This window comes from Leclercia adecarboxylata, from assembly GCF_023639785.1.
Taxonomy (GTDB): Bacteria; Pseudomonadota; Gammaproteobacteria; order Enterobacterales; family Enterobacteriaceae; genus Enterobacter; species Enterobacter adecarboxylatus_D.
This window is the reverse complement of sequence record NZ_CP098325.1, coordinates 41746-67109: the sequence shown is the minus strand read 5'-3', so window position 1 is coordinate 67109 and position 25364 is coordinate 41746. Positions and strand designations below refer to the sequence as shown.

Annotated in this window: 28 protein-coding genes; 13 read left to right on the top strand and 15 right to left on the bottom strand. The window is 57.4% G+C overall.

The genetic code is table 11. From position 1 onward, the window contains the following. Positions 1-40: 40 nt before the first annotated feature. Positions 41-565 carry a lipocalin family protein gene (locus tag NB069_RS00345; protein WP_250586840.1) on the bottom strand — a complete coding sequence of 175 codons (525 nt, stop codon included), beginning with the start codon at positions 563-565 and terminating at the stop codon, positions 41-43. 117 nt (positions 566-682) lie between these two features. On the opposite strand from NB069_RS00345, the gene NB069_RS00340 reads away from it, so the two are divergent. From NB069_RS00340 to NB069_RS00325, 4 genes are all read left to right on the top strand, one after another. Then, positions 683-1408 (top strand): MerR family transcriptional regulator, encoded by a 726-nt coding sequence (locus NB069_RS00340; RefSeq protein ID WP_250586838.1) that lies wholly within the window; start codon positions 683-685, stop codon positions 1406-1408. A 99-nt stretch (positions 1409-1507) separates the two neighbouring features. Continuing rightward, positions 1508-1918: a hydroxyisourate hydrolase gene (uraH, locus tag NB069_RS00335; RefSeq protein ID WP_250586836.1), complete on the top strand. Its 411-nt coding sequence runs from the start codon at positions 1508-1510 to the stop codon at positions 1916-1918. 102 nt (positions 1919-2020) lie between these two features. Continuing rightward, positions 2021-2980, top strand: a complete 960-nt coding sequence (locus NB069_RS00330; RefSeq protein WP_250586834.1) for a YbgA family protein — start codon at positions 2021-2023, stop codon at positions 2978-2980. Positions 2981-3124: 144 nt separating this feature from the next. Further along, the gene (locus tag NB069_RS00325) at positions 3125-4213 is read left to right on the top strand and encodes an AAA family ATPase (protein ID WP_250586832.1); all 1089 of its coding nucleotides are present in this window, start codon (positions 3125-3127) and stop codon (positions 4211-4213) included. Between the two features lie 13 nt (positions 4214-4226). Here NB069_RS00325 and NB069_RS00320 read toward each other — a convergent pair whose 3' ends face one another. The 6 genes from NB069_RS00320 to NB069_RS00295 all read right to left on the bottom strand — a co-directional run bounded on the left by NB069_RS00320 (position 4227) and on the right by NB069_RS00295 (position 9390). Next, positions 4227-5195 (bottom strand): GlxA family transcriptional regulator, encoded by a 969-nt coding sequence (locus tag NB069_RS00320; RefSeq protein ID WP_250586830.1) that lies wholly within the window; start codon positions 5193-5195, stop codon positions 4227-4229. 25 nt (positions 5196-5220) lie between these two features. Next, the gene (locus NB069_RS00315) at positions 5221-6000 is read right to left on the bottom strand and encodes an MBL fold metallo-hydrolase (RefSeq protein WP_250586828.1); all 780 of its coding nucleotides are present in this window, start codon (positions 5998-6000) and stop codon (positions 5221-5223) included. A 138-nt stretch (positions 6001-6138) separates the two neighbouring features. Beyond that, a complete protein-coding gene (nlpA, locus tag NB069_RS00310; protein ID WP_250586826.1) occupies positions 6139-6942 on the bottom strand; it encodes a lipoprotein NlpA in 804 nt (267 codons plus the stop codon). Positions 6943-7110: 168 nt separating this feature from the next. After that, positions 7111-7509 (bottom strand): type II toxin-antitoxin system VapC family toxin, encoded by a 399-nt coding sequence (locus NB069_RS00305; RefSeq protein ID WP_250586824.1) that lies wholly within the window; start codon positions 7507-7509, stop codon positions 7111-7113. A gap of 3 nt (positions 7510-7512) precedes the next feature. Beyond that, the gene (locus NB069_RS00300; protein ID WP_250586822.1) at positions 7513-7773 is read right to left on the bottom strand and encodes an antitoxin; all 261 of its coding nucleotides are present in this window, start codon (positions 7771-7773) and stop codon (positions 7513-7515) included. Between the two features lie 111 nt (positions 7774-7884). Further along, positions 7885-9390 (bottom strand): MDR family MFS transporter, encoded by a 1506-nt coding sequence (locus tag NB069_RS00295; RefSeq protein ID WP_250586820.1) that lies wholly within the window; start codon positions 9388-9390, stop codon positions 7885-7887. Positions 9391-9468: 78 nt separating this feature from the next. Here NB069_RS00295 and NB069_RS00290 point away from each other — a divergent pair, with 78 nt between their 5' ends. Beyond that, positions 9469-10128, top strand: a complete 660-nt coding sequence (locus NB069_RS00290) for a TetR/AcrR family transcriptional regulator (RefSeq protein WP_250586818.1) — start codon at positions 9469-9471, stop codon at positions 10126-10128. Here the strand turns inward: NB069_RS00290 and NB069_RS00285 are convergent. After that, entirely contained in the window at positions 10125-10544 is a 420-nt protein-coding gene (locus NB069_RS00285; RefSeq protein WP_250586816.1) for a GNAT family N-acetyltransferase, read from the bottom strand. The genes NB069_RS00290 and NB069_RS00285 overlap by 4 nt on opposite strands. A gap of 321 nt (positions 10545-10865) precedes the next feature. On the opposite strand from NB069_RS00285, the gene NB069_RS00280 reads away from it, so the two are divergent. Beyond that, positions 10866-11162, top strand: coding sequence for a YicS family protein (locus tag NB069_RS00280; RefSeq protein ID WP_250586814.1), 297 nt, complete (start codon positions 10866-10868; stop codon positions 11160-11162). 34 nt (positions 11163-11196) lie between these two features. Here the strand turns inward: NB069_RS00280 and NB069_RS00275 are convergent, their stop codons facing one another. Further along, positions 11197-12144 carry a LacI family DNA-binding transcriptional regulator gene (locus tag NB069_RS00275; protein WP_250586812.1) on the bottom strand — a complete coding sequence of 316 codons (948 nt, stop codon included), beginning with the start codon at positions 12142-12144 and terminating at the stop codon, positions 11197-11199. A gap of 294 nt (positions 12145-12438) precedes the next feature. On the opposite strand from NB069_RS00275, the gene NB069_RS00270 reads away from it, so the two are divergent. From NB069_RS00270 to NB069_RS00245, 6 genes are all read left to right on the top strand, one after another. Beyond that, complete coding sequence (locus NB069_RS00270; RefSeq protein WP_039030206.1) at positions 12439-12753, top strand: PTS sugar transporter subunit IIB; 315 nt, start codon at positions 12439-12441, stop codon at positions 12751-12753. Between the two features lie 12 nt (positions 12754-12765). Then, entirely contained in the window at positions 12766-14091 is a 1326-nt protein-coding gene (locus tag NB069_RS00265; protein ID WP_039030207.1) for a PTS sugar transporter subunit IIC, read from the top strand. A 17-nt stretch (positions 14092-14108) separates the two neighbouring features. Further along, positions 14109-15494, top strand: coding sequence for a glycoside hydrolase family 1 protein (locus NB069_RS00260; protein WP_250586810.1), 1386 nt, complete (start codon positions 14109-14111; stop codon positions 15492-15494). Between the two features lie 11 nt (positions 15495-15505). Beyond that, on the top strand, positions 15506-15808 hold the full coding sequence (locus tag NB069_RS00255; RefSeq protein WP_072250852.1) for a PTS lactose/cellobiose transporter subunit IIA: 303 nt from the start codon (positions 15506-15508) through the stop codon (positions 15806-15808). Between the two features lie 162 nt (positions 15809-15970). Beyond that, positions 15971-17350 (top strand): carbohydrate porin, encoded by a 1380-nt coding sequence (locus NB069_RS00250; RefSeq protein ID WP_250586808.1) that lies wholly within the window; start codon positions 15971-15973, stop codon positions 17348-17350. A 127-nt stretch (positions 17351-17477) separates the two neighbouring features. After that, positions 17478-18383, top strand: a complete 906-nt coding sequence (locus tag NB069_RS00245) for a DMT family transporter (protein WP_250586806.1) — start codon at positions 17478-17480, stop codon at positions 18381-18383. 86 nt (positions 18384-18469) lie between these two features. Here the strand turns inward: NB069_RS00245 and nepI are convergent, their stop codons facing one another. The 3 genes from nepI to NB069_RS00230 all read right to left on the bottom strand — a co-directional run bounded on the left by nepI (position 18470) and on the right by NB069_RS00230 (position 20864). Further along, entirely contained in the window at positions 18470-19660 is a 1191-nt protein-coding gene (gene nepI / locus NB069_RS00240; RefSeq protein ID WP_250586804.1) for a purine ribonucleoside efflux pump NepI, read from the bottom strand. Between the two features lie 144 nt (positions 19661-19804). Further along, complete coding sequence (locus NB069_RS00235) at positions 19805-20314, bottom strand: SRPBCC domain-containing protein (RefSeq protein WP_250586802.1); 510 nt, start codon at positions 20312-20314, stop codon at positions 19805-19807. Positions 20315-20411: 97 nt separating this feature from the next. Next, positions 20412-20864, bottom strand: coding sequence for a DUF1198 domain-containing protein (locus NB069_RS00230; protein ID WP_250586800.1), 453 nt, complete (start codon positions 20862-20864; stop codon positions 20412-20414). Between the two features lie 100 nt (positions 20865-20964). Between NB069_RS00230 and NB069_RS00225 the strand changes: the two genes are divergently transcribed. Continuing rightward, positions 20965-21867: a LysR family transcriptional regulator gene (locus tag NB069_RS00225; protein ID WP_250586798.1), complete on the top strand. Its 903-nt coding sequence runs from the start codon at positions 20965-20967 to the stop codon at positions 21865-21867. Here NB069_RS00225 and NB069_RS00220 read toward each other — a convergent pair. The 3 genes from NB069_RS00220 to fucP form a co-directional block, all read right to left on the bottom strand. Then, positions 21855-22859 (bottom strand): alpha/beta fold hydrolase, encoded by a 1005-nt coding sequence (locus NB069_RS00220; RefSeq protein WP_250586796.1) that lies wholly within the window; start codon positions 22857-22859, stop codon positions 21855-21857. The two genes, NB069_RS00225 and NB069_RS00220, sit on opposite strands and share 13 nt — an antisense overlap. A 160-nt stretch (positions 22860-23019) precedes the next feature. Continuing rightward, complete coding sequence (locus NB069_RS00215) at positions 23020-24030, bottom strand: aldose 1-epimerase family protein (protein ID WP_250586794.1); 1011 nt, start codon at positions 24028-24030, stop codon at positions 23020-23022. A gap of 11 nt (positions 24031-24041) precedes the next feature. Then, positions 24042-25358, bottom strand: coding sequence for an L-fucose:H+ symporter permease (fucP, locus tag NB069_RS00210; RefSeq protein WP_250586792.1), 1317 nt, complete (start codon positions 25356-25358; stop codon positions 24042-24044). Positions 25359-25364 lie beyond the last annotated feature (6 nt).

The following is a 25364-nucleotide window of genomic DNA, read 5'->3' as shown; positions in this document are numbered from 1 at the left end:
ATCAGCGGGTCCGCTTTTACCGCCCCGGAAAGCACGATCTTTACTGCTTCACCCACACCAGCTGATCGACCCGGAAGCCCAGGCTGCGCGCGGTGTTCAGATAATCCTGTTTCACCGCGTCCGGAATGGTTGGCGTGCGTGACAGGATCCACAGGTAGTCACGGTTCGGGCCGCTGACCAGCGCGTACTTATAGTCGTCGTCCAGCTTGATCACGTTATACCCGCCGTAGAACGGGCCGAAGAACGAGACCTTCAGCGCAGCGGTTGTTGGCGCGCCAGTGTAATAGGCTTTGCCCTCGCTCTCATTCCACTTGCGCTTCACCGGATCGTATCCCCGGTTGAGCACGCTGATCCCGCCGTCGCTGCGCTTGCCGTAGGTGGCAGTTACCTGCTCCAGGCCACGTTCGAAGCGGTTTTCCAGCCGGGCAACCTCGTACCATTTGCCGAGATAGCGGCTGGCGTCAAAGTTGGTTATCGGCTGCACGCCTTTTGGCGGCGTCGGGGATTTACAGGCAACCAGGGTCAACGCAATGGCGACACCGGTCACAACAGGCCATAGTTTCATGAGAACTCCTTTCATTTGCGCGTCTGGAAGTAAAGTGTAGTGCACCGGTCTGGTGCTTCATCCCGCAGGCAAATATTCGTAGTATATTGAGATTATTCCTTTCCTTCGGATGCAGACATGGCCTACTCCATCGGCGAATTCGCCAGACTCAGCGGCATCACCGCCACCACTCTTCGCGCGTGGCAGCGCCGCTACGGTTTACTCAAGCCGCAGCGCACCGAGGGCGGCCATCGCCAGTACAGCGAAGAGGACGTCCAGCAGGCGCTGAAGATCCTCGACTGGGTGAAAAAAGGCGTCCCCATTGGTCAGGTGAAGCCGCTGCTGGAGCGCCCTTCCCCGAACCGCACTAATAACTGGCTGACGCTGCAAATGAACATGCTGCAACGTCTGCAGGAGGGCAGAATCGAATCCGTGCGCCAGATGATTTACGACGCCGGTCGCGAATATCCGCGGCCGGAACTGGTCGCGAAGGTGTTACGCCCCCTGCGCAGCCAGGTCTCGGCCAACGTTGCCGCCGCCATGACCCTGCGGGAGGCCCTCGACGGCATCATCGTCGCCTACACCTCGTTTTGTCTTGAGGGCGACAAGAAAGCGCCGGGGGATAACCTTCTGCTCACCGGCTGGCACCTGAACGATCCGTGCGAAATCTGGCTCGAAGCCCTGGCGCGCACCGGTCAGGGCCATCGGATCAACGTTCTGCCCATTCCCCCTGCCGCGCTGGCCCCGGAAATCTTCCCGGACCGCCGGTGGCTGCTGGTCACCAGCGGTAAACTCAACGCCGCGCGCAAAAAGCAGGTGGAGCAGTGGCAGCAGCAGGTTTCCCTTGAGGTGATTATCCTCTGACGATTTTCTTCTGGGGGAATCTTCACGAAAAGTTGAATATTTTCCCGCGCGGCAGATGCTAACGTTTTCCTGTGACTTACCACTCCACAGGAAAACCCAATGAAAAAAACTGCCCCTCTGCTGATCCTGGCCTCTCTGGCCTTTGCCCCTGTCGCCTTTAGTGCCCCTGTCGGCACGCTGAGCGTGCATATTCTTGACCAGCAAACCGGCACGCCGCCGCCGGGCGTCAGCGTCACCCTGGAAAAACAGCAGCAGGACAAATGGACCCCGGTCGCCAGCGGTAAAACCGACCAGGACGGCCGCATCAAGTCGCTCTATCCAGAGGATCAGGATATGCAGCCTGGCGTCTATAAAGTGACCTTTAAAACCGCTGAATACTTCCAGGCGAATAAGCTGAAATCGTTCTTCCCGGAGATCCCGGTGCTGTTTACCGTGACCCGCACCAACGAAAAGCTGCATATTCCTCTGCTGCTGAGCCAGTACGGTTATTCAACCTACAAGGGAAGTTAAAAACGTTTGATATATAACGATATTAAAAAATATCTCCGTTAATACTTGGACAAATTTATCATGTTGTGTAACTTTTAGGGATAGGCTCTGGAGGAACACACCATGACAACGAAACCTGTACTGGGTATTAGCGGATGTTTGACCGGTTCCGCCGTTCGCTTCGACGGCGGGCATAAGCGTATGGGCTTTGTCATGGACGAGCTGGCCCAGTGGGTCAACTTCAGGCCCGTCTGTCCGGAGATGGCTATCGGCCTGCCTACGCCGCGTCCGGCGCTACGCCTGATAATGACCGACAGCGGTGAGACGCAGATGCGGTTCAGCAAAGCGCCTCACGAAGATATGACGCAGAAGATGGCCGATTTTGTGGCGGCTTACCTGCCAAAAGTCGGCGTTCTGGCTGGCTTTATCGTTTGTGCCAAATCCCCGAGCTGCGGCATGGAGCGCGTGCGGCTGTATGATGAAAACGGCAATCGGGGCCGCAAGGAGGGTGTCGGGCTGTTCACCGCCGCCCTGCTTGAAGCCTGGCCGTGGCTACCGGTGGAGGAAGATGGACGCCTGCACGATCCGGTACTGCGGGAGAATTTTGTGGAGCGCGTCTTCGCCCTGCACGAACTGAACTCCCTGCGCGCCCGGGGCCTGACGCGTCGCGCGCTGCTGGACTTCCACAGCCGGTACAAACTCCAGCTGCTGGCCCATAATCAGGCGGGCTACCGGGAAATTGGTCCGTTCGTCGCCTCCCTGCATGAGTGGGAGGATCTGGATGAATTCTTCGAGGCGTACCGCGAAAAGCTGATGGCGATCCTGAAGCAACCCGCTTCGCGGAAAACTCACACCAACGTGCTGATGCATATTCAGGGCTATTTCCGTAACCAGCTGAACAGCCGCCAGCGCGGCGAGCTCCGCGATGTGATCCTGCACTATCGCGACGGGCTACTGCCCATTCTCGCCCCGCTTACGCTGTTGAAGCACTATCTGGCGGAATACCCCGACCGCTATCTGATGACGCAAAACTACTTTGATCCCTATCCTGATGATTTGGGTCTGCGTCTGGCCGTGACATGAAGATAAAAATGCGAAGGCCCCGTTGACCCACAGAGGCCCGAACAATACCCCTTTTAGACGACACCCTCACTGTCGTCTTTTTTTTGCAGCTGGCTTAAAATACTGTAACTTTATACAGCTTTTCAACCGCAAAGGGGTACGCTGATGATCAACACCCTGCACATTCAGAACTACCGCTCGATTCGCGACATGTCGCTGGATCTGGAGCAACTCAACATTGTTTTCGGCCCAAACGGCACTGGCAAATCCAATATCTATAAAGCTATCCACCTGATGCACAGCGCGGCGCAGGGGCAGTTTTCCCAGGCGCTGGCGAATGAAGGCGGCATTCTGAAGGTGTTCTGGGCGGGCAAAACCCGCAGCGACCAGCTCAGGCGCATGAATCTGGCGGTGGAAACAGAGACATATGAGTATGAACTGCAGGTGGGCTTTGTTGAGAAACTGCCCTACCCCTCGCAGTTTCAGCTCGATCCGGTGATCAAAGAGGAGTCCATCTGGCTGAGCGGCCACCAGCGCCGCCCTTCCGCACGTCTGATGCAGCGCAAAAACCAGACGGTGTTTCTGAATAACGTTCACCACGAGAAAGTGACCCACAGCGGCACCCTGTATGAGAACGAATCGGTGTTCGGGCAGCTTGGCGAGCCACACCTCTACCCGGAGGTGTCGCAGATGCGCGAGTCCCTGCGTAACTGGCGCTTTTATCATGAGTTTTCCGTCGCGTCCGGTTCCGCCATGCGCGCCCCGCAGGTGGGGTTCCGCTCCCCGGTGCTGGCCAGCGACGGCGCCAACCTGGCGGCCGCTTTTCAGACCATCGTTGAGATTGGCGACGAACTGCTGCTGATGCGTATCCTCGACCAGGCGTTCCCGGGATGCGTGTTTTACAGCGATAACACGGGGGGGCGTTTCCGAATGATGATGCAGCGCGAAGGCTTAAGCCGCCCCCTGGAGCCCGCGGAGTTTTCCGACGGCACGCTGCGTTTCCTGTGCCTGGCGGTGGCGCTGCTCAGCCCGCGTCCACCCGCCTTTATCGCCCTCAACGAACCGGAAAACAGCCTGCACCCGCAGATGCTGCCTGCCCTGGCGAGCCTGATTGCCGAGGCCAGCCGCTATTCGCAGATCTGGCTTACCAGCCACTCGCCGGAGCTGGCGAACCTGATCGAGAAGCAGCGATCGTTTTCGCTGTATCAGCTGTCGATGGCGGAGGGAGAGACGAAGATGGCGCGGCTGGGGTAAATGCCGGCAGGCGCTACGCTTGCCCGGCCTGGGTCTGAGTGCGAAAGGTTTTACGCCACTCCGCCGGGCTGACGCCAAAGCGGGCCTTAAACTGCTGGCGCCAGGTCACGGCTGAGAGATACCCCACCTGCTCTGCCACTGCCTCTATCGGCAGATTGCTGCTTTCCAGCAGCAGCTGGCTACGCCGCAGGCGTTCGGCGGTGATCCACTCGCTGACGCTCATTCCGGTGGCTTTCATAAAATGGCGGGTCAACGTGCGGCGGCTCATCGCCACGCTGTCTGCCAGAGCATCCAGGCTCAGCGGCTGGCTGATATTACGCTGGAGATAGTCGATCAGGTTGTTAATCCGTACATCGCGGGTGGTTTCCGGCACCGGCTGGGCAATAAACTGCGCCTGTCCGCCCTCGCGGTGGGGCGGCACTATCATCCGCCGGGCAATCTGGTTTGCCACCGCGCCGCCGAAGCGCTGGCGGATAATATACAGGCAGCAGTCCAGCGCGGCGGCGGTGCCGGCAGAGGTAATGATGCGGTCGTCATCGACGTAAAGGGCGTTGATATCGAGCTGTACGTCCGGGAAAAGCGTCTGAAACTGGCGCTCGAACTCCCAGTGTGTAGCCGCCCGTTTGCCGTCGAGAATGCCTGCGTATCCGAGAACAAACGACCCCAGACAGAGCCCGACAATCTCCGCCCCGTTGTCCCTTGCCTGCACCAGCCTGTCGAGCAGCGTCTGCGGTGGGCGATTCAGCACGTGTTGCCAGTAGGGCACCACCACAATATCGCCCCGCCCGATAGCGGAATAGTCCTGCGTTGCGTTGAGCGCAAAGCCGTCTGGCGAGGTCAGTAACCCCGGTTTTTCGGCGCAGATCGTGACGTTAAAGCGCTTTTGACTCGAAACCGAATCGCCAAACAGAATGCAGGGAACGGAGTAGTGGAACGGGCTAAACCCGTCCACGGCGACAATCGCGACGTTAGTAAGTGGCATTGTTCTCTCCTTTCCCCTGATTGCTTCAGAATATAACGGATTCTCCGTCCTCAGGAATGCTCAGCACCTCGCTGACCTGATTATCCTCTGCATATTGACGCAACGCGCTGCGGGTCAGCAGACAGTGGTTGATGGCCTCCATATGAACCGCCACAATTTTCGCCTGCGGTAGCAGGAAATGGATATTCAGCACATCCTCCTGGCCCATGATGATCGGCCCAAAACCGACTACATGGGCGTAACCGGCATTGATCACCACCACATCCGGCTGATGTTTTTGCAGATCGGCCGCGACCGACTCGCGCCAGAGGGTATCCCCGACAATGCAGAGCGTCTTTTCATCAGGATGACGAAACACCACCCCGCAGGCTTCGCCCAGCCGCTCCGCCAGCTCCGGCACCGCATAGGCACGATCGGTACCGTGCTGGCCGCCATCGGTTTTAGTGAGCTGGATGTCGCCAAACCGGCTGTTGTCCGTCAGCACGGTGAGGTGCGTAAAGCCCTGGCTGCGCAGTAGCTGCGCGTCATTGTCGTTCTGCACGAAGATCGGCTTGTCTTTGGCGATCTGTTCAATCGCATACCGATCCCAGTGATCGTCATGAGTGTGGGTCACGATAACCGCATCGACATCCAGCAGGCTTTCAACCGCACAGGGCAGCTCTACCATCGGGTTGCGGATTTCCTCCCGCGCGGTGCCCGGGAAACCGGGGTATGCGTCTTTGGGTGCCAGCATCGGGTCGATCAGAAAGCGTTTTCCGGCGTAGGTAATGAGCTGTGTTGCGTTACGAATGTGGGTGATGTTCATGAGCTGTTCTCCGGTCTGTGTTGCAAAAAGTTTAGCCGGAGGAGGAGCGGCAGAATGTGGTCAAAAGGGCATTCAGCGATGGGATTGGGCCAACTTACTTTCTGGATGCGGCGATCGGCTCGCCGCAGCATAATGACTTTATTCCCAGCCCGGCACAGCACCGCCGTTGAAGATGGTCTCTGCCGCCTTCGCCACTTCAGGTGACTGATACGACTGGATAAACTCCTTCACGTTTTCCGCATCTTTATTGTCTTCCCGCGTAACCACGATGTTCACGTACGGCGAGTTTTTATCTTCGATAAAGACGCTGTCGTGCACTGGGGATAGCCCGGTTTGCTGGAGATAGGTGGTGCTGATAATCGCTACATCCACTTGCGGATCGTCCAGCACGCGCGGCAGCTGCGCCCCTTCCAGCTCCATAATGTTGAGGTTTTTTGGGTTTGCGGTGATATCCAGCGCCGTCGGCAGCAGACCCACGTCAGGCTTCAGGGTAATCAGCTTTTCGTTTTGCAGCAGCAACAGCGCGCGGCCCAGGTTGGTCGGGTCGTTCGGAATGGCGATGGTTGCGCCATCTTTAAGTTCAGACACCGATTTTATCTTGCGGGAATAGCCCGCCATCGGAAAGACAAAGGTGTTACCCACGGCCACCAGCTTGTAGCCGTGCGCTTTGTTGTCTTCCGCCAGGAACGGGCGATGCTGGAACACGTTGGCATCCAGCTCGCCGTGGTTGGTGGCGTCGTTTGGCAGCAGCGAGCCGCTAAAACCCACCAGCTCGACGTCGAGGCCGAACTTCTCTTTCGCCACTTTTTTGGCGACTTCCGCCACGTCCTGTTCAGCGCCGTTAATCACGCCCACTTTAATGTGTTTAGCATCGCTGCCGCCTTGGTCACAGCCCGCCAGCAGCAGGCCAGCGAGTAGAAGCGCACCCAATCGAAGTTTCACCGGTCAGTCCTTTTGATAAATGTTTTATCGACTATATCGGCAACCCAGCGGCAGGTTAAAAAACGAAAAGGAATCAATAAGAAGGATAAGTTATATGCAGGTTTTTCCGGGTGACTATGTGCCGGAGTGTTCCAGGCCCGGTAAGCGTAGCGCCACCGGGCGAGAGGCTCAGGCTGCGGTAGTCCAGTCTTCGACTTTCAGTTCCTGCACCATCCCAAAGGCCCGATCGTTAGTCACAATCGTCGTTCCCCTGCTGAGCGCATGCGCTGCGATCAACTGATCGAGATCACCCATGACTTTCCCGCGCTTTTCCATATCGGCACGTAGCTTGCCGTATATTGCCGCGGCGTCACTGTCCCAGTCGCAGATGGTGATGGTTTTCAGAAAGGCCGATATGGTTTCATGCAATGCATGACTTTGCTTTTTGGCGACGCCATAAAGCAGTTCAGCCTCCGTTACGCTTGAAATACACATATCTTCTGGCGCTATTTGAGAATAGTGATTAACCACGCTGGGGTGTTGCCTTACGAGGTGGCTGACTATGTTAGTATCTAGCATATGCAGCATCGTTTATAACCCTTCAAAGGGATCTCTTGTTGTATAGCTCTGATTGCGCTCTTCCTTGCTCAGGAACGAATCAGGAAAATGAGTCTGCCTCAATAAACGCAAAAAATGCTCTCTGTGGCGTTCTTTCTCTGACATTGCCCTCAGAACAACATTCCCCTCTTCATCCCGCCGGATGTACACACTGTCCGTATCAAACGCGAATTCATCAGGCAGGATAACCGCCTGATTTCGTCCCTTTTTGATCACTTTTGCCTTACGTTCCATCGCAACCTCTGCTGGTTTATTGACCAGGCCAAAGCATGCGCTAACGCCTGTGAGGAAGACAAGCCAAAGCGTTCAAATTCGGAAAGCGACTCGCAACAAATAGCCGAATCGCTAACTTTTTACTTCCCGCTTGCGCAGCGGCGCCTCGCGCAAAAACCACGACAGCACAAAGGCCAGTACCATAATCCCCGCGGCCATCAGAAACACCGCATGAATGGCGGAGCCAAAGGCATCCAGATAGTCCAGGCGCAGGGCATCCGGCAGGTGATGGATGGCCGTCGGGTTCATCTCCCGCGGCAACTCGGTGCCCTCGGGAATGCGCGCCATCAGGCCCGACTGCAGGACATGGGTAAAGACCGCGCCAAACAGCGCCACACCAATCGCCCCGCCGATGGAGCGGAACAGGGTCACGCCCGAAGTCGCCACCCCATACTGGCTGGATGAGACGCTGTTCTGCACCGCCAGGACCAGCACCTGCATCACCAGGCCCAGCCCCGCGCCCAGCACGCCGGTAAAGAGGTACAGCTGCCAGACTGGCGACGCAATAGTGATCCGCGTAAGCAGAGCCATGCCCACAACACCCAGCAGGGTGCCGAGGATCGGGAACAGGCGGTATTTCCCGGTGCGGCTGATAATGCGGCCGCTGATTATCGAGGTCAGCAGCAGCCCGCCCATCAGCGGGATAAGCTGTAAACCGGCCTCGGTCGGGGTGGCTTCCTTGACAATCTGCAGATAGAGCGGCAGGAAGGTCACCGAGCCAAACAGCGACATGCCGATGATAAAGCCAATCAGGCTGCAGAGCAGGAAGCTGCGATCCCGGAAAAGCGACAGCGGAATAATCGGCTCCCAGGCCAGACGCTCCTCATAGATAAACCCGGCAATACCCGTCAGGCCAAAGGCCAGAATGCACCACAGCTGCGGATCACTCCACTCGCGTACCGTGCCCCCTTCGCTGGTAAACAGGATGATGCACAGCAGCGCCATGCTGAGGTAAATCGCCCCCAGATAGTCGATCTCGTGCTTGTTACGCTTCGCACTGCCGTGGAATACCGCCCCAATCACCAGCAGGGCAAACAGCCCCAGCGGCAGATTGATGTAGAAAATCCAGCGCCAGGAGGCGTGCTGCACCAGAAAGCCGCCCACCAGCGGGCCGATGACCGTCGCGAGGCCAAAAACCCCGCCAAACAGGCCCTGGTAGCGGCCACGCTCGGCAGGTGGAATGACGTCGGCCACCGCCGCCATGCTGATCACCATCAGCCCGCCGCCACCCAGCCCCTGCAGGGCGCGCATCAGCACCAGCTGGGTCATGTTCTGCGCCAGCCCGCACAGGGCGGAGCCGACCAGAAACAGGACAATCGCGATCTGCAGGACGATTTTGCGGCCAAAGAGATCGCCAAACTTGCCGTACAAGGGGACCACAATGGTGGAACTCAGAATATAGGCCGTAACGACCCAGGAGAGCTTATCCAGCCCGCCCAGCTCACCCACAATTGTGGGCAGCGCCGTGGAGACGATAGTCTGATCGAGGGCCGAGAGCAGCATCACCAGCAGGAGCGCGCTGAACAGCAGCCGCACGGAAGGCGCGTTTTTGGTTTGCGTTGTCGAATCGGACACCATGAAACACCGCTTGAAATTAATTAATTGGATAATTAATATTTAATGAAGTTATGAATCAGGTCAAGGGATCCCCCGCGCATGTCAGCACATAAAGATAATTCCGACGTCACGCCACAGGCCCGCCGCCCCGGTCGCCCGCGCGGGAGCAAACCCAATGCCACCAGCCGGGAACAGCTGCTGGATATCGCCCTGGATCTCTTTGCCCGTCAGGGGATTGCCCGCACCTCGCTCAACGCCATCGCCAGAGAGGCAGGCGTAACGCCGGCGATGCTGCACTACTACTTCAACTCCCGGGAGCAGCTGCTCGACGCGATGATCGAGGAGCGCTTTTTGCCGCTTCGCAGCGCCATCGCCACCCTTTTCAGCGCCCACCCGGACGATCCGGTGACTGCCCTGACGTTAATGGTTGAGAAGCTGGCCGAACTGGCCGTTGAACATCACTGGTTCGCACCGCTGTGGATGCAGGAGGTGATTGGTGAAATGCCGGTGCTGCGTGCGCATCTGCAGGCCCGGTTTGGCGACGAAAAATATCAGGCGACGCTGAATACCGTCGCCCGCTGGCAGCAGGAGGGCAAACTGAACCCCAGCCTGGCGCCAGAACTGCTGTTCACCACCCTGTTAAGCCTGGTGCTGGTGCCCTTTTCCCGGATGCGGAATGACGAGAGGTTACGCGCTCTTTCGCCTGAGCAGATCGTCCGTCATGCGCTGGCGGTGATCGGTGGCGGGATTGGCGCTTAAAGCGCCTTCGACAGGTAGTGGCGCTGTATTCCCTCATACGGAAAATCTTCCAGCGTCATGGTTACCTGATAGCCCTGCTTTTCATAAAACGGACGCGCCTGGAAACTGAAGGTATCCACCAGCGCATGCCGGCACCCTTGTTTCCGCGCTTCGTCTTCGGCGGCCTGCATCAGCTGGCCCCCGAGCCCGTTTCCGCGAATTTCATCGCTGACCCACAGATATTTGATGTTCAGCCACTCGCCCTGGCGGTTGCCGATCAGCCCCCCGCGCATTTTTCCACTCTCATCACGGGCATAGACGGCGATATCGCTCGCCACGCGGGAGAAACTAATAAACTGGCTGTTATAGATCCGCAGTCCCTGCAGTAACTCTTCCTGTTCATGTTCAGTAATGGTGTCGGTAATACTCAGTTGCATATCATTCCCCCGTTACGTTGCACATCGACTATCGCACACTGAGCCCAGGATACAATCGCTAAATTCTGGCGTTGTGCTGGCAAAAAAAGGTAAGTGCAAACAACGAAAAACCGCCTGTGCGAACGGCATCACCCTTTATTAGCTGGCCGCCACCCGTCGTCACAAATTTTTCTTCCCGCCTTGCCTGTACCCCAAATTCTGCGGCTACGCTTAGTCGTACCCCTGCGAAACTATTGGCAAAATTAATACTTTCGGCTTGGGTCGCAAAGGCGGATGTAACGATATATTTCATAAACGTGTGTGTTTTTTCCGGAGGTTTCCATGAAGTCAGCGCACCTGTTTTGCCTTATCGTCTGCCTGCTTTTTGCCGCCTTCGTTCATGCTCAGGAAATGAACGATCCGGTAAAATTAGAACAGATGAAACAGGCGGTTTTAAAGGATGTGAAGAAAGCCTGTGCCCCGCAACGCAAGCAAACCGATAAAGAGTGGCAGGCGATGATTATGGCTTCTGAGGCGAATCAGATGCTGGTCAAAAATGCGGTGGTGGCAATGGAGCGGAACAATCAGGAAGGGTACTGGGATGCCGTCAGCCAGGTGGACTGCATGGAGGATTACTGATTACGCATAAGGGGCCATACAGCCCCCTTAGTTTTTATCGCCGCATATCCGGAATAATTAAATCCCCGCGCAGGACATACGATCCCAGCATCTGCGTCTTCTCATCCAGCCAGCTGACGATCCGTGCCGCCATGGCATCCATCGAGTACTCAATCGCCGGAATGGTCGGAATGCCCGGCAGATGCAGCGATCCCGCAAGACTGAAGACCATGATGTCCCCGGGTACGGATCGGTTGAACGCCTGAAGCTGCGGGATCACCCGCTGTGCTTCCTGCTCGTCGGCGACCAGTAAGGCGTTGAAATTGACCGTACTGGCGTTGTTGAGCAGCTCCTGCAGGGCCACAGAGGATGAGGTGGCGTCCATAAAGACCAGGTTGCGATTAAACGGCAGGAAGTTTTTCTCCAGCCCATGCTTGTAGCCCAGCAGCACCTGATCGGCAAAACCGCTGCCGTGCGGGTGGATCAGGGCAATCTGGCGGCGCCCCTGGCTGGCGAGAAAGTTACAGGCGGTTTCCGCAGCAAAAGCATGGTCGTACTGGATGCTATTGACGTTGTTGGTTTCCATGCAGTCTACCAGGATGACGTTCTCCCGATCGATTTGCAGCGGGAAACGGGCCCCGATAATCAGAATGTCATCGCATAACCCGCAGGAGAGCTCTTCCAGCGCGTTCATGACGTCGGCTTTGGCGTTGGCGAAGCGAAGCAGCAGGTGCTTCTGGTGCTGGCTGAGATGTTTTTCCAGCGCGTACAGATAACCGGTCGTCTGGTTAATGTTGTCCTGGGCGCAGATCACCCCGATACAGCCGGTTGACTGGCTAAGCAGCGACTGGGCAATCACGTTTGGCCGATAGTTCAGCTCTTCCACTGCTTTCAGTACGGCCTGGCGGCTGGCTTCCTTCACGCCGCGCGACCCGCTCAACACCCGTGATACCGTGGCTTTAGACACCCCGGCCAGACGTGATACATCGTTGATTGTAGACATCTTTTTCCCCTGACAGGTCTCTCCTGGCCCCTGTAATTCCCGATCCCACTTCGGCTCATATTATAGCCATTCAGGAGTATATCTGTTTCCGTTTTCCATGGAAACCGATTTTCCGTTTCCACTCCAGGTGATGCAAAAGTAGCCGAAATATGTGACCCAAATCCGATAACCGGGCCCCATAAGTAATGGATCTTGATGGCTGTCACACTTCTGTCTTATATGGATGGAAACCGGTTTCCATATGTTATCCAATCATCTCCGCAATAACTATTTACATTTTGAGGATGGTTGTCGATGTTCAAGATTATGCTGTGCTGTTCTGCCGGGATGTCCACCAGTCTGCTGGTACGGAAAATGGTCGAAGCCGCGGACGAACGCGGTTTACCTGTCAAAATCGATGCTTACGGTGTTGCAGAATTTGATACCCAGTTTCCGCAATACCAGGTCGTGCTTCTCGGACCGCAAGTCAAATACATGTTAAAAACGCTCTCAGACAAGGCTGCTACGCAAGGTGTGCCGGTACAAGCCATTGATATGATGGACTACGGTATGCAACGTGGTGATAAGGTGCTGGACTATGCTCTGTCGCTCATTGAAGCGGCACACTAAGAAGGTGTTCTCATGAGTTCGTTATATCAATCTATGGTTGCCGTCATTGAGCAGTCCATCGCGCCGCTGGCGGGCAAGCTGGGCCAGCAAAAGTACGTGATTGCCATCCGCGACGGTTTTACCGCCGCGCTGCCGTTCATGATCATCGGCTCGTTTATGCTGGTGTTCATCTTTCCGCCGTTCTCCGCGGATACCACCAACAGCTTCGCCCGCGGCTGGCTGGATTTTTCTGAGACCTACCGTGAACAGCTGATGCTGCCGTTTAACCTCAGCATGGGCGTCATGACCTTCTTTATCTCCGTGGGTATTGGTGCGAGCCTCGGGCGTCAGTTTAACCTCGACCCGGTGATGTCCGGCCTGCTGGCGTTTATGGCGTTCCTGCTGGTGGCTGCTCCGTATGCCGACGGCAAAATTTCCACCCAGTATCTGTCGGGCCAGGGGATCTTTACCGCCTTGATCACCTCTATCTACGCCACCCGCGTTTACGCCTGGCTGAAGGATCACAAGGTCACCATCCGTCTGCCGAAAGAAGTGCCAACCGGCGTGGCGCGTTCGTTTGAGATCCTGATCCCGGTCGTGGTGATCATTGGTACGCTGCACCCGCTGAATCTGTTTATCGAAGCCCAGACCGGGATGATCATCCCGCAGGCAATTATGCACCTGCTGGAGCCGCTGGTTTCCGCCTCGGATTCCCTGCCCGCTATCCTGCTCTCCGTGCTGCTGTGCCAGATCTTCTGGTTCGCTGGCATTCACGGCGCGCTGATTGTGACCGGCATTATGAACCCGTTCTGGATGGCTAACCTCTCCGCCAACCAGGCCGCACTGGCTGCCGGCGCGGCACTGCCGCACGTCTATCTGCAGGGCTTCTGGGACCACTACCTGCTCATCGGCGGCGTTGGTTCTACCCTGCCGCTGGCGTTCCTGCTGCTGCGTAGCCGCGTAACGCATCTGCGTACCATTGGTAAAATGGGCGTGGTGCCAAGTTTCTTTAACATCAATGAGCCTATTCTGTTCGGTGCGCCGATCATCATGAACCCGATGCTGTTTATTCCGTTCGTGTTCGTTCCGATGATCAACGCTTGTCTGGCTTACACCGCCACCAAACTCGGCTGGCTGGCACAGGTTGTGTCGCTGACGCCGTGGACGACTCCGGCTCCGATTGGTGCCTCCTGGGCGGCAAACTGGGCCCTGAGTCCGGTGGTGATGTGCGTCATTTGTATGGTGATGTCGGCGCTGATGTATTTACCGTTCCTGCGTGCTTATGAGCGTTCTCTGGTGAAAACCGAAGAGCAGAAAGCGCAGGCGACCGTAGGTGCAGCAGAGACCGTCGGCAATTAAGTCAAAGAGGACGATTTATGAAATATGCATTTCCCGAAAACTTCTGGTGGGGTAGCGCCTGTTCTGCAACTCAAACCGAAGGGGAAAGCCAGGGCAGTGGTAAAGGATTATCCATCTGGGATCACTGGTTTGCCAAAGAGCCGAATCGCTTTCACAACGGGGTGGGGCCGCAGAATACCTCCACGTTTTATCAGCACTGGAAAGCCGACATTCAGCTGTTAAAGCAGCTGAACCACAATAGCTTTCGCACCTCGATAAGCTGGTCGCGCCTGATCCCGGACGGCACCGGTGAAGTGAACCAGGAGGCGGTGGCCTTCTACAATCAGGTGATTGACGAACTGATCGCCCAGGGCATCAAGCCGTTTATCACCCTGTTCCACTTCGACATGCCGATGGCGATGCAGGAGATTGGCGGCTGGGAAAACCGTGATGTGGTTGCGGCCTATGGCCGTTACGCAGAAACCTGCTTTGAGCTTTTTGGCGATCGGGTAATGCACTGGTTTACCTTTAACGAGCCGATTGTGCCGGTAGAGGGCGGGTATCTGTATGACTTCCACTACCCGAACGTGGTCGATTTCCGTCGTGCGGCCACGGTGGCTTATCACACCGTGCTGGCCCATGCGCAGGCGGTTCGCGCCTTCCGCGCCGGGCATTATGCCGGTGAGATTGGCATCGTACTGAACCTGACCCCGTCCTATCCGCGTTCTCAGAACCCGGCGGACGTGAAAGCCGCGCACCATTGCGATCTGCTGTTTAACCGCAGCTTCCTCGACCCGGTGCTGTGCGGGGAATACCCGGCAGATCTGGTGGCGATGCTGAAAGCACACGATCAGCTGCCTGCCTGTTTGCCAGAAGACAGCGCCCTGATTGCCGACGGTAAAATCGACCTGCTGGGCATTAACTATTACCAGCCGCGTCGGGTGAAGTGTCGTGATACGGCCATTAATCCGAACGCGCCGTTTATGCCGGAGTGGTTCTTCGACAGCTACGAGATGCCGGGCCGCAAAATGAACCCGTACCGCGGCTGGGAAATCTACGAGCCGGGTATTTACGATATTCTCATTAACCTGCGCGATAATTACGGCAACCCACGCTGTTTTATTTCAGAGAATGGAATGGGCGTCGAAAACGAGCAGCGTTTTATTGAGAACGGCCAGATTAACGACCAATACCGTATCGATTTTATTTCTGAACATCTTAAATGGCTGCATAAAGGCATTAGCGAAGGCAGTAATTGCCTTGGTTACCATATGTGGACATTTATTGATAACTGGTCGTGGTGTAATGCGTATAAAAACCGATATGGGTTTATTCAGCTCGATTTAGAAACGCAGCAACGCACCATTAAAAAGAGCGGAGAATGGTTTGCCCAAACCTCTCTGAATAATAGTTTCGATAAATAGAGTAAGAGATGATGATTGCCTTAGAAGAAGCCGTAATGGAAATCATCGTCAATGCTGGTCAGTCGCGCAGCCTGTGCTTTGAAGCACTGCATGCTGCGCGGCAGGGCAACTTTGACGAAGCGAAAAGCCTGCTGCGCGAAGCCGATGGTTACGCGCGCCAGGCACACCATATGCAGACCAAACTCATCGAGCAGGACGCGGGCGAAGCCCGTCAGCCGATGACGTTAATTATGGTGCACGCCCAGGATCATTTAATGAACTCGCTGCTGGCCCGTGAATTATCCGAAGAGATTATTCACTTATATCAGCGCTAATATTTAAATATCAGCAGTGGAGATGTCGTTACGATAATAGTGTAAAGCCTCTGTACCCTAAAAAATAAAAATCAACTTGTTCTGATGATAGCGACATATTCTGTCAGTCCGGAACGGGGTGGTTATTGTCTGAATAAAATTTAACTATATATTGAGATAACCATGAATATGATTAAAAAACTGCCATTAACAATGGCGGTTATCGCCGCGCTTTGCCCGATGTCTGTCCTCGCCCAGGAATTTACGCAGGAGCAAATCGACGCCATTGTGGCCAAAGCGGTGGATAAAGCCCTGGCCGAGCGCCAGGCAAAAATGGATGCCGCCGTGGCGAAAAAAGCCGACGTCATCAACGAGCCGCAAAGCGCGGCCCAGTCACCGGATATGGCGATCCCGTTCGGGATTAAGTTTACCGGTTATGCCCGCTACGGAGCGCACTTCCAGGCCGCGGATCAGAAATACGTCGCCGTGGACGGCTCCTACAACGGCGCCTCGGCGATTGGTCGTCTGGGTAACGAAAGCAACGGCGGCGAGTTCCAGCTCTCCAAAGCCTTTAAAGGCGAAAATGGCGCCATCTGGGACGTCAACGTGATGATTGACCACTGGGGCGACGAGGTTAACCTGAAAAAAGCCTACGCCGGAGTGACCAATATTCTGGCCTCCAACCCGAACGCTTATATCTGGGCGGGGCGTGACTTCCACCAGCGTCCGCAGCAGGGCATCAACGACTACTTCTGGATGAACCACGACGGCCAGGGCGCCGGGGTGAAGAACTTCGACATCGGCGGCGTGCAGTTTGACGTGGCCACCGTGGCGGCGGTCGAGTCCTGCAGCCCGGAAGTGATGGACGATGAGGCCAACCCGTCGCGCATCACCTGTACCGGCGGCTCCGGCACCGGCGACAAGGGCAACTACGCGGCCACCTCCAAAATTCACGGCATGAAGCTGGGGCCACTGGATCTGGAGATCTACGCCAACTACGGCTTTGACTCGAAGGCCATCGACACCGAAGAGCGCACCAACGCCTGGCAGGGCGGTGCGGTTATCAGCCACACCAACGACAGCGGCGTGAACAAGGTGATTGCCCGCTACTCTGATAACGCCGACAACAGCGTGTTCAACAAAACCGAGGATCTGACCACGGTGTACGCCAGCTTTGAAGGGCTGTACAAGTTCACCCAGGCGACGCAGGTGGAGTACATTCTGGCCTTCCACGACTATGACAACAGCCGTGACAACACCGACAACCGCAAGAACTACAACGCCATCGTGCGTCCGATGCACTGGTGGAACGACGTGCACTCCACCTGGCTGGAGGCGGGCTGGCAGCATGTTGATTACGACCAGGGCGGGGATAACAAGGGCTGGAAGCTGACCCTGTCGCAGAACATGTCCATCGCCATGGGGCCGGAATTCCGTCCGATGCTGCGCTTCTACGTCACCGGCGGCAAGGTGGATAACGAACGCACCGCCCGCGTGAACAACACGAAAGACGAAACCCTCGACGACTTCAACGTCGGCGCGATGTGGGAGGCGTGGTTCTGAGGTAAGAATTGCCGGGTGGCGCTGCGCTTACCCGGCCTACTAATTTTGTAGGCCCGTGCAAGCGCAGCGCCGCCGGGCAAGACTCCCATGTTATGCTAGAAAAAAAATCGACATAACAGGGGAGAACATGGGTGCCACAAAAAAAGGGATGCTGAACGTCCTGATCGCCGCCATTTTATGGGGCAGTTCAGGGGTTTGCGCGCAGTACATCATGGAGAAAAGTCAGATCCCGTCGCCGTATCTGACCATGATCCGCCTGCTGTTTGCCGGCGTGATCCTGCTGACACTCTCATTCGTCCACGGTGACAAGATTTTCACGGTCATCAAAAATCGCAAAGACGCCCTCAGCCTGCTGATTTTCTCCCTGTTCGGGGCGCTGATCGTCCAGCTCACCTTCCTGGTGACGATTGAAAAATCCAACGCCGCCACCGCCACCGTGCTGCAGTTCCTCTCCCCGACCATTATCGTGGCGTGGTTTGCGCTGGCGCGCAAAAAGCGGCCGGGCATCTTTGTGCTGGCGGCGATCATGACCTCGCTTATTGGCACCTTTTTACTGGTCACCCACGGCGATCCGACCTCGCTGACCATCTCCCCGGCCGCGCTGGCCTGGGGTATCGCCTCCGCTTTCTCCGCGGCGTTTTACACCACCTACCCGTCCACGCTGATCGCCCGCTACGGCACGCTGCCGATTGTCGGCTGGAGTATGCTGCTGGCCGGGTTAATGCTGACGCCGTTCTACGCCGGGCGCGGCACCACTTTCGTCATCGACGGCAGTATACTGCTGGCGTTCTTCTATCTGGTGGTGATCGGCACGGCGGTGACCTTCAGCCTGTATCTGAAAGGCGCCCAGATGATTGGCGGGCCTAAAGCGAGCATCCTGAGCTGCGCCGAGCCGCTGAGCAGCGCCCTGCTGTCGGTCATTTTACTGGGCGTGGCGTTTACCCTGCCGGACTGGCTGGGCACGCTGTTGATTGTGTCGTCGGTGGTGCTGATTTCAATGGATTCAAGAAGACATGGACGGACATCAGCGTAGCCGGATGCCCCTCACCCCGGCCAAAGACCGCACCAGGCAGTCCCCTCTCCCCTATGGGGAGAGGGTTAGGGTGAGGGGAAATTTACCTACTGCGCCTTCACTTTCCCCGCCACCAGCAGCGCCGTCAGCAGCATCAGCGTACCGGAAATCACCAGCGGTGATGTCAGACCCAAATTATCCAGCGCAATGCCGCCCACCGCTGCACCGCAGGTGTTCGCCAGCTGGATCACCGCCACCTGAATGGAACCGGCTTTTTCGGCCTGATCGGCAAGCGAACGGGTGATCCACGTCGACCAGCCCACCGGGATCAGCGCAAAGGCAAAGCCCCAGATAATGGCAATCGCCGAGGCGACCCACTTGTCGCTCCCCCACAGGATCAGCACGACAGCGCTGACCGCCAGCACCAGCGGCGCGCCCGCCAGCGCCACTTTCAGGGAACGCTTCAGGAACTGCGCCGACAGCGATGTGCCGACGAAGCTGGCGATACCAAAGCTTAAAAGCACCAGCGTCAGACCATCAACGTCAAACCCGGCCATGGTCGTAAATACCGGGCGGATATAGGTAAAGAAGGCGAACTGCCCGGCAAAGGCCATAAAGATGGCGGTCATCCCCGCCAGCACGCCAGGACGTTTCAGCAGGCTGAACATGTTCTGCTTGTGGTGTGCGGCTTCGCCCGGCAGCGACGGCAGCGCTTTCCACACCCACAGAATACAGAGCACGCCCATCACCGCCGCGCCGTTAAAGACGTTGCGCCAGCCGATGATGCCCCCGAGGAAGCTGCCCAGCGGCGCGGCAATCACCAGCGCGATGGAGACGGCACCGAAGATCACCGACAGCGCTTTCGGCACCGTGCGTGCCGGCACCAGCCGCATGGTGAGCGAGGCGGACATCGCCCAGAACCCGCCGAGCCCCAGCCCGAGGCAGGCGCGCCCCAACAGCAGTAGCATAAAGTTATCGGCAAACGAGACCAGCAGACAGGAGAGCGTCAGCAGGACAGAAAAGAGGATCACCACCTTGCGGCGATCGGTGGTGCCAATCGCCTGCGTAATGAACAGGCTGGCAAACATGGCCACAAAAGCGGTAACGGTAACCGACTGCCCCGCCAGCCCTTCGGAAATGCCCAGATCCTGTGCCATTGGCGTCAGCAGGCTGACCGGCAAAAACTCCACGGTAATCAGGCAGGCGACGCAAAACGCCACGGAAAAAACCGCCGACCAGTTAGGGCGAGTCACCTCTCTGGCATAGGGCGAAGGGGCGGATTGGATCTGTTCTGTCATGGCATCACCTGAGGAGAAAACGAGCGGGAAAGCCGTGCAGTTTAACAGTTAAAGTGTGATCTATTTAACGTTTCGACAACTTTTGGCACTTTTTGCCGGGCGGCGCTGCGCTTGCACCGGCCTACGGGTCCCGTAGGCCCGATATTAACCGCGCGCCGCCGTCGCCAGACCGACAATCCACTCCTGATGGCCGTTGATCATCGGATTAGGCACCGTGCGCGCCAGTTCCTGGGCCGGAACGCCTTTCTGCGACTCCTGGGTCAGGATGCGGACCCGATTACCGGGAAGATCTTCAAACAGCCAGGCGTGGATCACGTCGAGGCGCGAATTCGCATCCCCTTCCACCCAGCCATGCCAGGCAATACGCGCGGCCAGCCCTGCCACTGGGGGCACGTATTCAGTGATCTGCGCTTCCACCGGGAAGCCAAAGGTGGTGAAACGGAAGCGGGCGTTGGCGCTTAATTCCGGGCCGCTACCGTCGTGAAAGCGAATGTCTTCGGCATTGCTGTAGTATTCCGGCCAGCGGGAAGTGTCGTTGAGCTGGTCCCAGACGGCCCGGGCGGTCAGCCCGGCGACGATAATTTCGTTGGATGCAAAGTTATCGGTTGTGCCTGGCAGGTAGTCCTGCGGCCAGATAATGGCTGATTGTTTCATGATTCACCTCATCGCGTTGTTGATGAGGAAATGGTGCGCCGGACAGCGGTATAAATCTAATGACGATGATTTATAATCCTCATCACGGCTGGTGATATCAGTGCAGGAAGAAAACCCCCTCTTCCGGCAGGAAGAGCTGGTTATAGCGCAGCTGGAAGGCGTTAAGGTCGTGCGGATCGGGCTCCATATCGCGCATAAAGCCGAGCGCCAGGCGAATCTGCGCATCGGTGATTGGCGCGGCGAGACGCGCCTTGCGCAGCAGGCGATACCAGCTCAACAGGTTGTTTTCGCTGCTATCGACAATGCACACCTGCCAGATCAGCAGCACCTGAGCGGCATTTTGCAGATGCGCTTCGTCGGGGCGTTCAAGATAGCGGATAAACTCATTGCCGGCGCTTTTGCCAAACTGGTCGATCATCGATTCCAGCGGCACAGGGGTGATCCCCAGCCGTTCGCTGAGACGACGAATGGCGCGCCGGGAACCCGACGTCATTACGCGAAAGCCCACCACAAACACCACGGCAAGCGTAGCCAGCATTATCCAGACCATGCACTCTCCTTACGATTAAGCGAGCATAATATCGGGAAACGCAGCGCGTCGACAGCGGACAAAGTCGTATTAATGCGCACAAAACAGGTGGTACAAGGCGATGAAAACGGATATCCGCACCCTGGATTTGAATCTTTTAAAAACTCTGGATGCTCTGCTGGATGAGCGCAGCGTCACCCGTGCGGCAGCGCGCCTGTCGCTGACCCAGCCCGCGGTCAGCGGCATGCTCAGTCGACTGCGCGATTACTTTGACGATCCGCTGTTTATTCGCGTTCCGCACGGCATCGTGCCGACCATCCGCGCAGAAACGCTGGCCGGGCCGGTGAAGCGTATCCTGGCGGATATCGACATGCTGCTGCAGCCCACCGGGTTTGATCCCCTCAGCGCCAGCCTGACCTTTACCCTCGCCGCTACCGACTACGCCCTGCGGGCGGTGGTTGTGCCCTTTATCGCCGCGCTGAAAGTCCAGGCGCCCGCGGTGCGCGTACGCGTTGTGCCGGTCGAGCCCGACCGTCTGGTGAGTCAGCTTGAACAGGGGAAGATCGACCTCGCCCTGCTGACGCCCCACACCACGCCGGACGAGTTGCACAGCCGCGCGCTGTACGACGAAACCTATGTCTGCATGATGCGCGCCGACCACCCGGACGCGGGCAAGCCGCTGACGCTGGATCGGTTTTGCGCCCTGGAACATGTGCTGGTCTCTTACGAGGGCGAGAGTTTTCACGGCGTCACCGACGACGCGCTGGCGCGGATTGGACACACGCGGCACATCGGGTTATCGGTGAGCAGCTTTCTGGTACTGCCGGAGGTGCTGGCGATCAGCGACATGATGGCCGTAGTACCTGGCCGGATGGCAGAGAACCGGCAAGACATGTGGGTCTGCGAGGCGCCCGTGGATATTCCAGGGTTCACCAAAAGCATGGCCTGGCACGGAAGAACGCACCGTCATCCCGCGCAGGCATGGCTGCGCGGGCTGATGCTGGAGACAAGTCAGCGCGTCTGAAGCCCCTTCAGCAGCGCCTCGTGGAAGCGTGCAGGATCCTGCATCTGAGGGGCGTGGCCCATGTCGTTAAACTCGACAAGCGTAGCCTGTGGGATCCGCTTCGCCGTCTCTTTGCCCAACACCGCGTAGTTGCCAAGGGTTTTGCGGATCTCCGGCGGGGCGAGATCTTTCCCGATGGCGGTATTGTCCTTCGTGCCGATCATCAATAATACCGGCATCTTCAGCTCGCTGAATTCATAGATAACCGGCTGGGTATAGATCATGTCGTAGAGCAGCGCCGAGTTCCAGGCCACGCGCTCTTTGCCCGGCCCGTTATTCAGCCCGGCGAGCATGGTGACCCAGCGCTCATATTCCGGCTTCCACTCCCCGGCGTAATAGGTATTTTTCTCGTACTCACGGATGCCGTCGGCGCTGGTTTTCAGCTCGCGCTGATACCACTGGTCAACGGTAATATGCGGCACGCCGCGCGCTTTCCAGTCCTCGAGACCAATCGGGTTGACCATCACCAGCTGCTCTACCTGCTGCGGCCACATCAGCGCGTAGCGGGTGGCCAGCATGCCGCCGGTGGAGTGCCCGATGACGGTGACGCGATCGATACCCAGCTCTTTCAGCAAGGCATGGGTGTTATCCGCCAGCTGCTGGAAGGTGTACTGATACCGCTCAGGCTTGGTGGATTTGCAAAAACCTATCTGATCGGGTGCTATCACGCGATAGCCGCTGGCGGTGAGGGCCCGGATCGTGCCATCCCAGGTCCCGGCGCAGAAGTTTTTACCGTGCATCAGCACCACGGTGCGGCCGTTGGCTTTCTCCGGCTTCACGTCCAGATACGCCATATCCAGAGACTGGTTCTGCGAGGTAAAGGTGAAGTGTTTCACCGGCCAGGCGTAGTCAAAACCTTCCAGCTTCTCGCCGTAGGTGGGGGTATCCGCCGCCATCGCGGGTGAGGCCAGCGCCACCAGCAGCGCCAGGCAGGACAATCGTCGGGTCAACATGCAAGCTCTCCATTAGCAAAGGGGCTAAGGCTGCGCGAAAGGCGGCAGCAAACTAAAACTGTAGAGCATGAGGCGGGGCGGGTGTGTAAAGCGGGGTAAAGCCTGGGCAAGGGTGTGAAAGCGCCGGATGGCGGCGTAACGCCATCCGGCACTGTCGCCGTCAGAGGATCCCGGTAGTCACCGTGAAACGGCGGGTTTCGGCCGGAGCCAGTTCAATCAGGCTGCCGCTGCGCTGGGCCGCCAGGAACCCTTCCGGGCGACAGGTGGCGGGGAGCACGAAGGCCGCCACCTTTTGGTCGCCGTTGTAGAGGATCCAGCGGGTGGCGTAGTTAAGCTCCGCGCTGGCAAAGCGGGTCACGAAGGTGATGCCATCCGGGGCGGTCATGCGAAACTCTGGTTGCGCGGTGTAGCGGTCGAGCCTGTCGGCAAAAAAGACGATCTCCGGATCGTAATAGTGCGGCTCGTCCAGCGCCTTCAGGGAGGCTTCGCCCTGCAGCAAACGCTGATTGAACGCCAGCCACTGTTCGGTAGGCTTCACGTGCGCCGGTACCGACTCCCGCAGCGCGATCGCCTCATCCGGTACGTTCTGGCTGAAGGTGGCCCCCGCCACATAGGCATAGTTCATGTGACACATGTACTGGAGCGGCATCGGCACCGACGCCAGATTGGTCACCGACATGGCGATATCAAACAGGGCGCTGTCCTTGCGCAGCGTGACGGCGGGCTGCGCCTGGTAATGATGACCGAACCCCATCACATACTCATAGCGCCCGGTCACCGTCAGGCTGTCGTCGGCCAGCACCAGCCAGGCGTCATCCATGGGCGCGCAGGGCATTTCGCCATGCAGCGGATGGCTGTCCTCCGGCGACGGACAGCCGTTCGCCAGCAGGCCGGAGTGGAAGGCGAAGCAGCCATAGGTTTCGACCACCTCTTTTGCCGCTCTGGGCTGGCTGAACATATTGCGCATCGTCAGGTCGTGGCCGTCGAACTCCGCATCCCAGATCATCTGCCCCAGCCAGGGCAGGATCACCAGATGACCGCGGCGGTTTTGCACCCGCAGCCCCTCCACGCCGCTGGCGTAGCGAAACGCCGTCACCGTGAAGTCATCGTTTTGCAGCACAGTGCGCGGCTGTTCGGTAAAGAGCGCGCGCCACAGGGGAAGTTGCGTCATGGTGATCCTCCTCAGGAAGCCGTGGCTTCGGTCAGTTCGCGGCGCACTTTGCTCTCACGCCAGAAGTAGACGCCCACGTAAACAAAGCACAGCATCGACACCAGGAACGAGGCCTGGAGGGAGTGGAACAGATCGGCCACGTAGCCCTGCACCGCAGGCACTACCGCCGCACCGACAATCGCCATCACGATCACCGCCCCGGCCATCTCGGTATGCTCGTTGTCCACCGTATCCAGGGTGCCGGCGTAGATGGTTGCCCAGCAGGGTCCGAAGAGAATGCTCACCAGCACCGCGACGTAAACTGCGCTAAAGCTCGGGGCCAGCGCCACGTAGGCCAGGAACAGGGCGCCGATCACCGAGTACATAATCAGCACCTTCGCCGGGTTAAAGCGGGTCATCAGAATGTTGGCGACAAACTTGCCGATGAAGAAGCAGGCAAAGCTGTAGACCATGAAGTTAGAGGCATCGCGCTCGTTGATATCGCCCAGCTCCAGCGCCAGACGGATGGTGAACGACCACACCGCCACCTGCATGCCTACATAGAGGAACTGCGCCACAATACCGCGGCGGAAGCGCGAATTAGTGGCGAGATAGCGCAGGGTATCCATTGCCGAGGGACGTTTATGCTCGGCGGTTTGCGCCACTTTACAGGTCGGGAAGCGGGTCAACAGGAACAGCACCATAACCACCACCAGGACCATAATCATGTACTTGTAGGGCTCCAGGGTGTTCTCCAGCATCAGGATCTTAAAATTGTGGATCTGCTCGGCGTTCATGCCCGCCATCTGTTTTTCCAGGCTGTCGCCTTCGGAGAAGACCAGATATTTACCCAGCAGGATGCCCGCGGCAGCGCCAATCGGGTAGAAGGTCTGGCTGACGTTCAGGCGCAGCGTGGCGTAGGCTTTCGGGCCGATCATCGAGCTGTAGGTGTTGGCCGCCGTTTCGAGGAAGCTCAGACCAATAGCGATAGCAAAGATCGCCGCCAGGAACATGGTGTAGGTTGCCATGTGCGAGGCGGGGAAAAAGAGCGTACAGCCCACGATATAGAGCGTTAATCCGATTAAGATCGCCACTTTATAGCTGGTCTTTTTAATCACCAGCGAAGCAGGAATAGCAATAAGGAAATAACCGCCATAAAACGCGCTTTGCACCAGCGCCGAGGCAAAATTACTGAGTGCAAAGACACTTTTAAATTGCGTAATTAAAATATCATTTAAAGCAGCAGCGCATCCCCATAACGGGAATAAGCAGGATAACAAAATAAACTGGAACAGAGGGGTTTTATTCAGATAGCCGTCAGGCATCTGAATGATGTTTTTATCGTTCATAGTGCT

Bases quoted from the DNA above. Each gene is read 5' to 3' on its own strand.
- NB069_RS00345 (WP_250586840.1), bottom strand. From the start codon at position 565: ATGAAACTATGGCCTGTTGTGACCGGTGTCGCCATTGCGTTGACCCTG.
- NB069_RS00340 (WP_250586838.1), top strand. From the start codon at position 683: ATGGCCTACTCCATCGGCGAATTCGCCAGACTCAGCGGCATCACCGCC.
- uraH (WP_250586836.1), top strand. From the start codon at position 1,508: ATGAAAAAAACTGCCCCTCTGCTGATCCTGGCCTCTCTGGCCTTTGCC.
- NB069_RS00330 (WP_250586834.1), top strand. From the start codon at position 2,021: ATGACAACGAAACCTGTACTGGGTATTAGCGGATGTTTGACCGGTTCC.
- NB069_RS00325 (WP_250586832.1), top strand. From the start codon at position 3,125: ATGATCAACACCCTGCACATTCAGAACTACCGCTCGATTCGCGACATG.
- NB069_RS00320 (WP_250586830.1), bottom strand. From the start codon at position 5,195: ATGCCACTTACTAACGTCGCGATTGTCGCCGTGGACGGGTTTAGCCCG.
- NB069_RS00315 (WP_250586828.1), bottom strand. From the start codon at position 6,000: ATGAACATCACCCACATTCGTAACGCAACACAGCTCATTACCTACGCC.
- NB069_RS00305 (WP_250586824.1), bottom strand. From the start codon at position 7,509: ATGCTGCATATGCTAGATACTAACATAGTCAGCCACCTCGTAAGGCAA.
- NB069_RS00300 (WP_250586822.1), bottom strand. From the start codon at position 7,773: ATGGAACGTAAGGCAAAAGTGATCAAAAAGGGACGAAATCAGGCGGTT.
- NB069_RS00295 (WP_250586820.1), bottom strand. From the start codon at position 9,390: ATGGTGTCCGATTCGACAACGCAAACCAAAAACGCGCCTTCCGTGCGG.
- NB069_RS00290 (WP_250586818.1), top strand. From the start codon at position 9,469: ATGTCAGCACATAAAGATAATTCCGACGTCACGCCACAGGCCCGCCGC.
- NB069_RS00285 (WP_250586816.1), bottom strand. From the start codon at position 10,544: ATGCAACTGAGTATTACCGACACCATTACTGAACATGAACAGGAAGAG.
- NB069_RS00280 (WP_250586814.1), top strand. From the start codon at position 10,866: ATGAAGTCAGCGCACCTGTTTTGCCTTATCGTCTGCCTGCTTTTTGCC.
- NB069_RS00275 (WP_250586812.1), bottom strand. From the start codon at position 12,144: ATGTCTACAATCAACGATGTATCACGTCTGGCCGGGGTGTCTAAAGCC.
- NB069_RS00270 (WP_039030206.1), top strand. From the start codon at position 12,439: ATGTTCAAGATTATGCTGTGCTGTTCTGCCGGGATGTCCACCAGTCTG.
- NB069_RS00265 (WP_039030207.1), top strand. From the start codon at position 12,766: ATGAGTTCGTTATATCAATCTATGGTTGCCGTCATTGAGCAGTCCATC.
- NB069_RS00260 (WP_250586810.1), top strand. From the start codon at position 14,109: ATGAAATATGCATTTCCCGAAAACTTCTGGTGGGGTAGCGCCTGTTCT.
- NB069_RS00255 (WP_072250852.1), top strand. From the start codon at position 15,506: ATGATTGCCTTAGAAGAAGCCGTAATGGAAATCATCGTCAATGCTGGT.
- NB069_RS00250 (WP_250586808.1), top strand. From the start codon at position 15,971: ATGAATATGATTAAAAAACTGCCATTAACAATGGCGGTTATCGCCGCG.
- NB069_RS00245 (WP_250586806.1), top strand. From the start codon at position 17,478: ATGGGTGCCACAAAAAAAGGGATGCTGAACGTCCTGATCGCCGCCATT.
- nepI (WP_250586804.1), bottom strand. From the start codon at position 19,660: ATGACAGAACAGATCCAATCCGCCCCTTCGCCCTATGCCAGAGAGGTG.
- NB069_RS00235 (WP_250586802.1), bottom strand. From the start codon at position 20,314: ATGAAACAATCAGCCATTATCTGGCCGCAGGACTACCTGCCAGGCACA.
- NB069_RS00230 (WP_250586800.1), bottom strand. From the start codon at position 20,864: ATGGTCTGGATAATGCTGGCTACGCTTGCCGTGGTGTTTGTGGTGGGC.
- NB069_RS00225 (WP_250586798.1), top strand. From the start codon at position 20,965: ATGAAAACGGATATCCGCACCCTGGATTTGAATCTTTTAAAAACTCTG.
- NB069_RS00220 (WP_250586796.1), bottom strand. From the start codon at position 22,859: ATGTTGACCCGACGATTGTCCTGCCTGGCGCTGCTGGTGGCGCTGGCC.
- NB069_RS00215 (WP_250586794.1), bottom strand. From the start codon at position 24,030: ATGACGCAACTTCCCCTGTGGCGCGCGCTCTTTACCGAACAGCCGCGC.
- fucP (WP_250586792.1), bottom strand. From the start codon at position 25,358: ATGAACGATAAAAACATCATTCAGATGCCTGACGGCTATCTGAATAAA.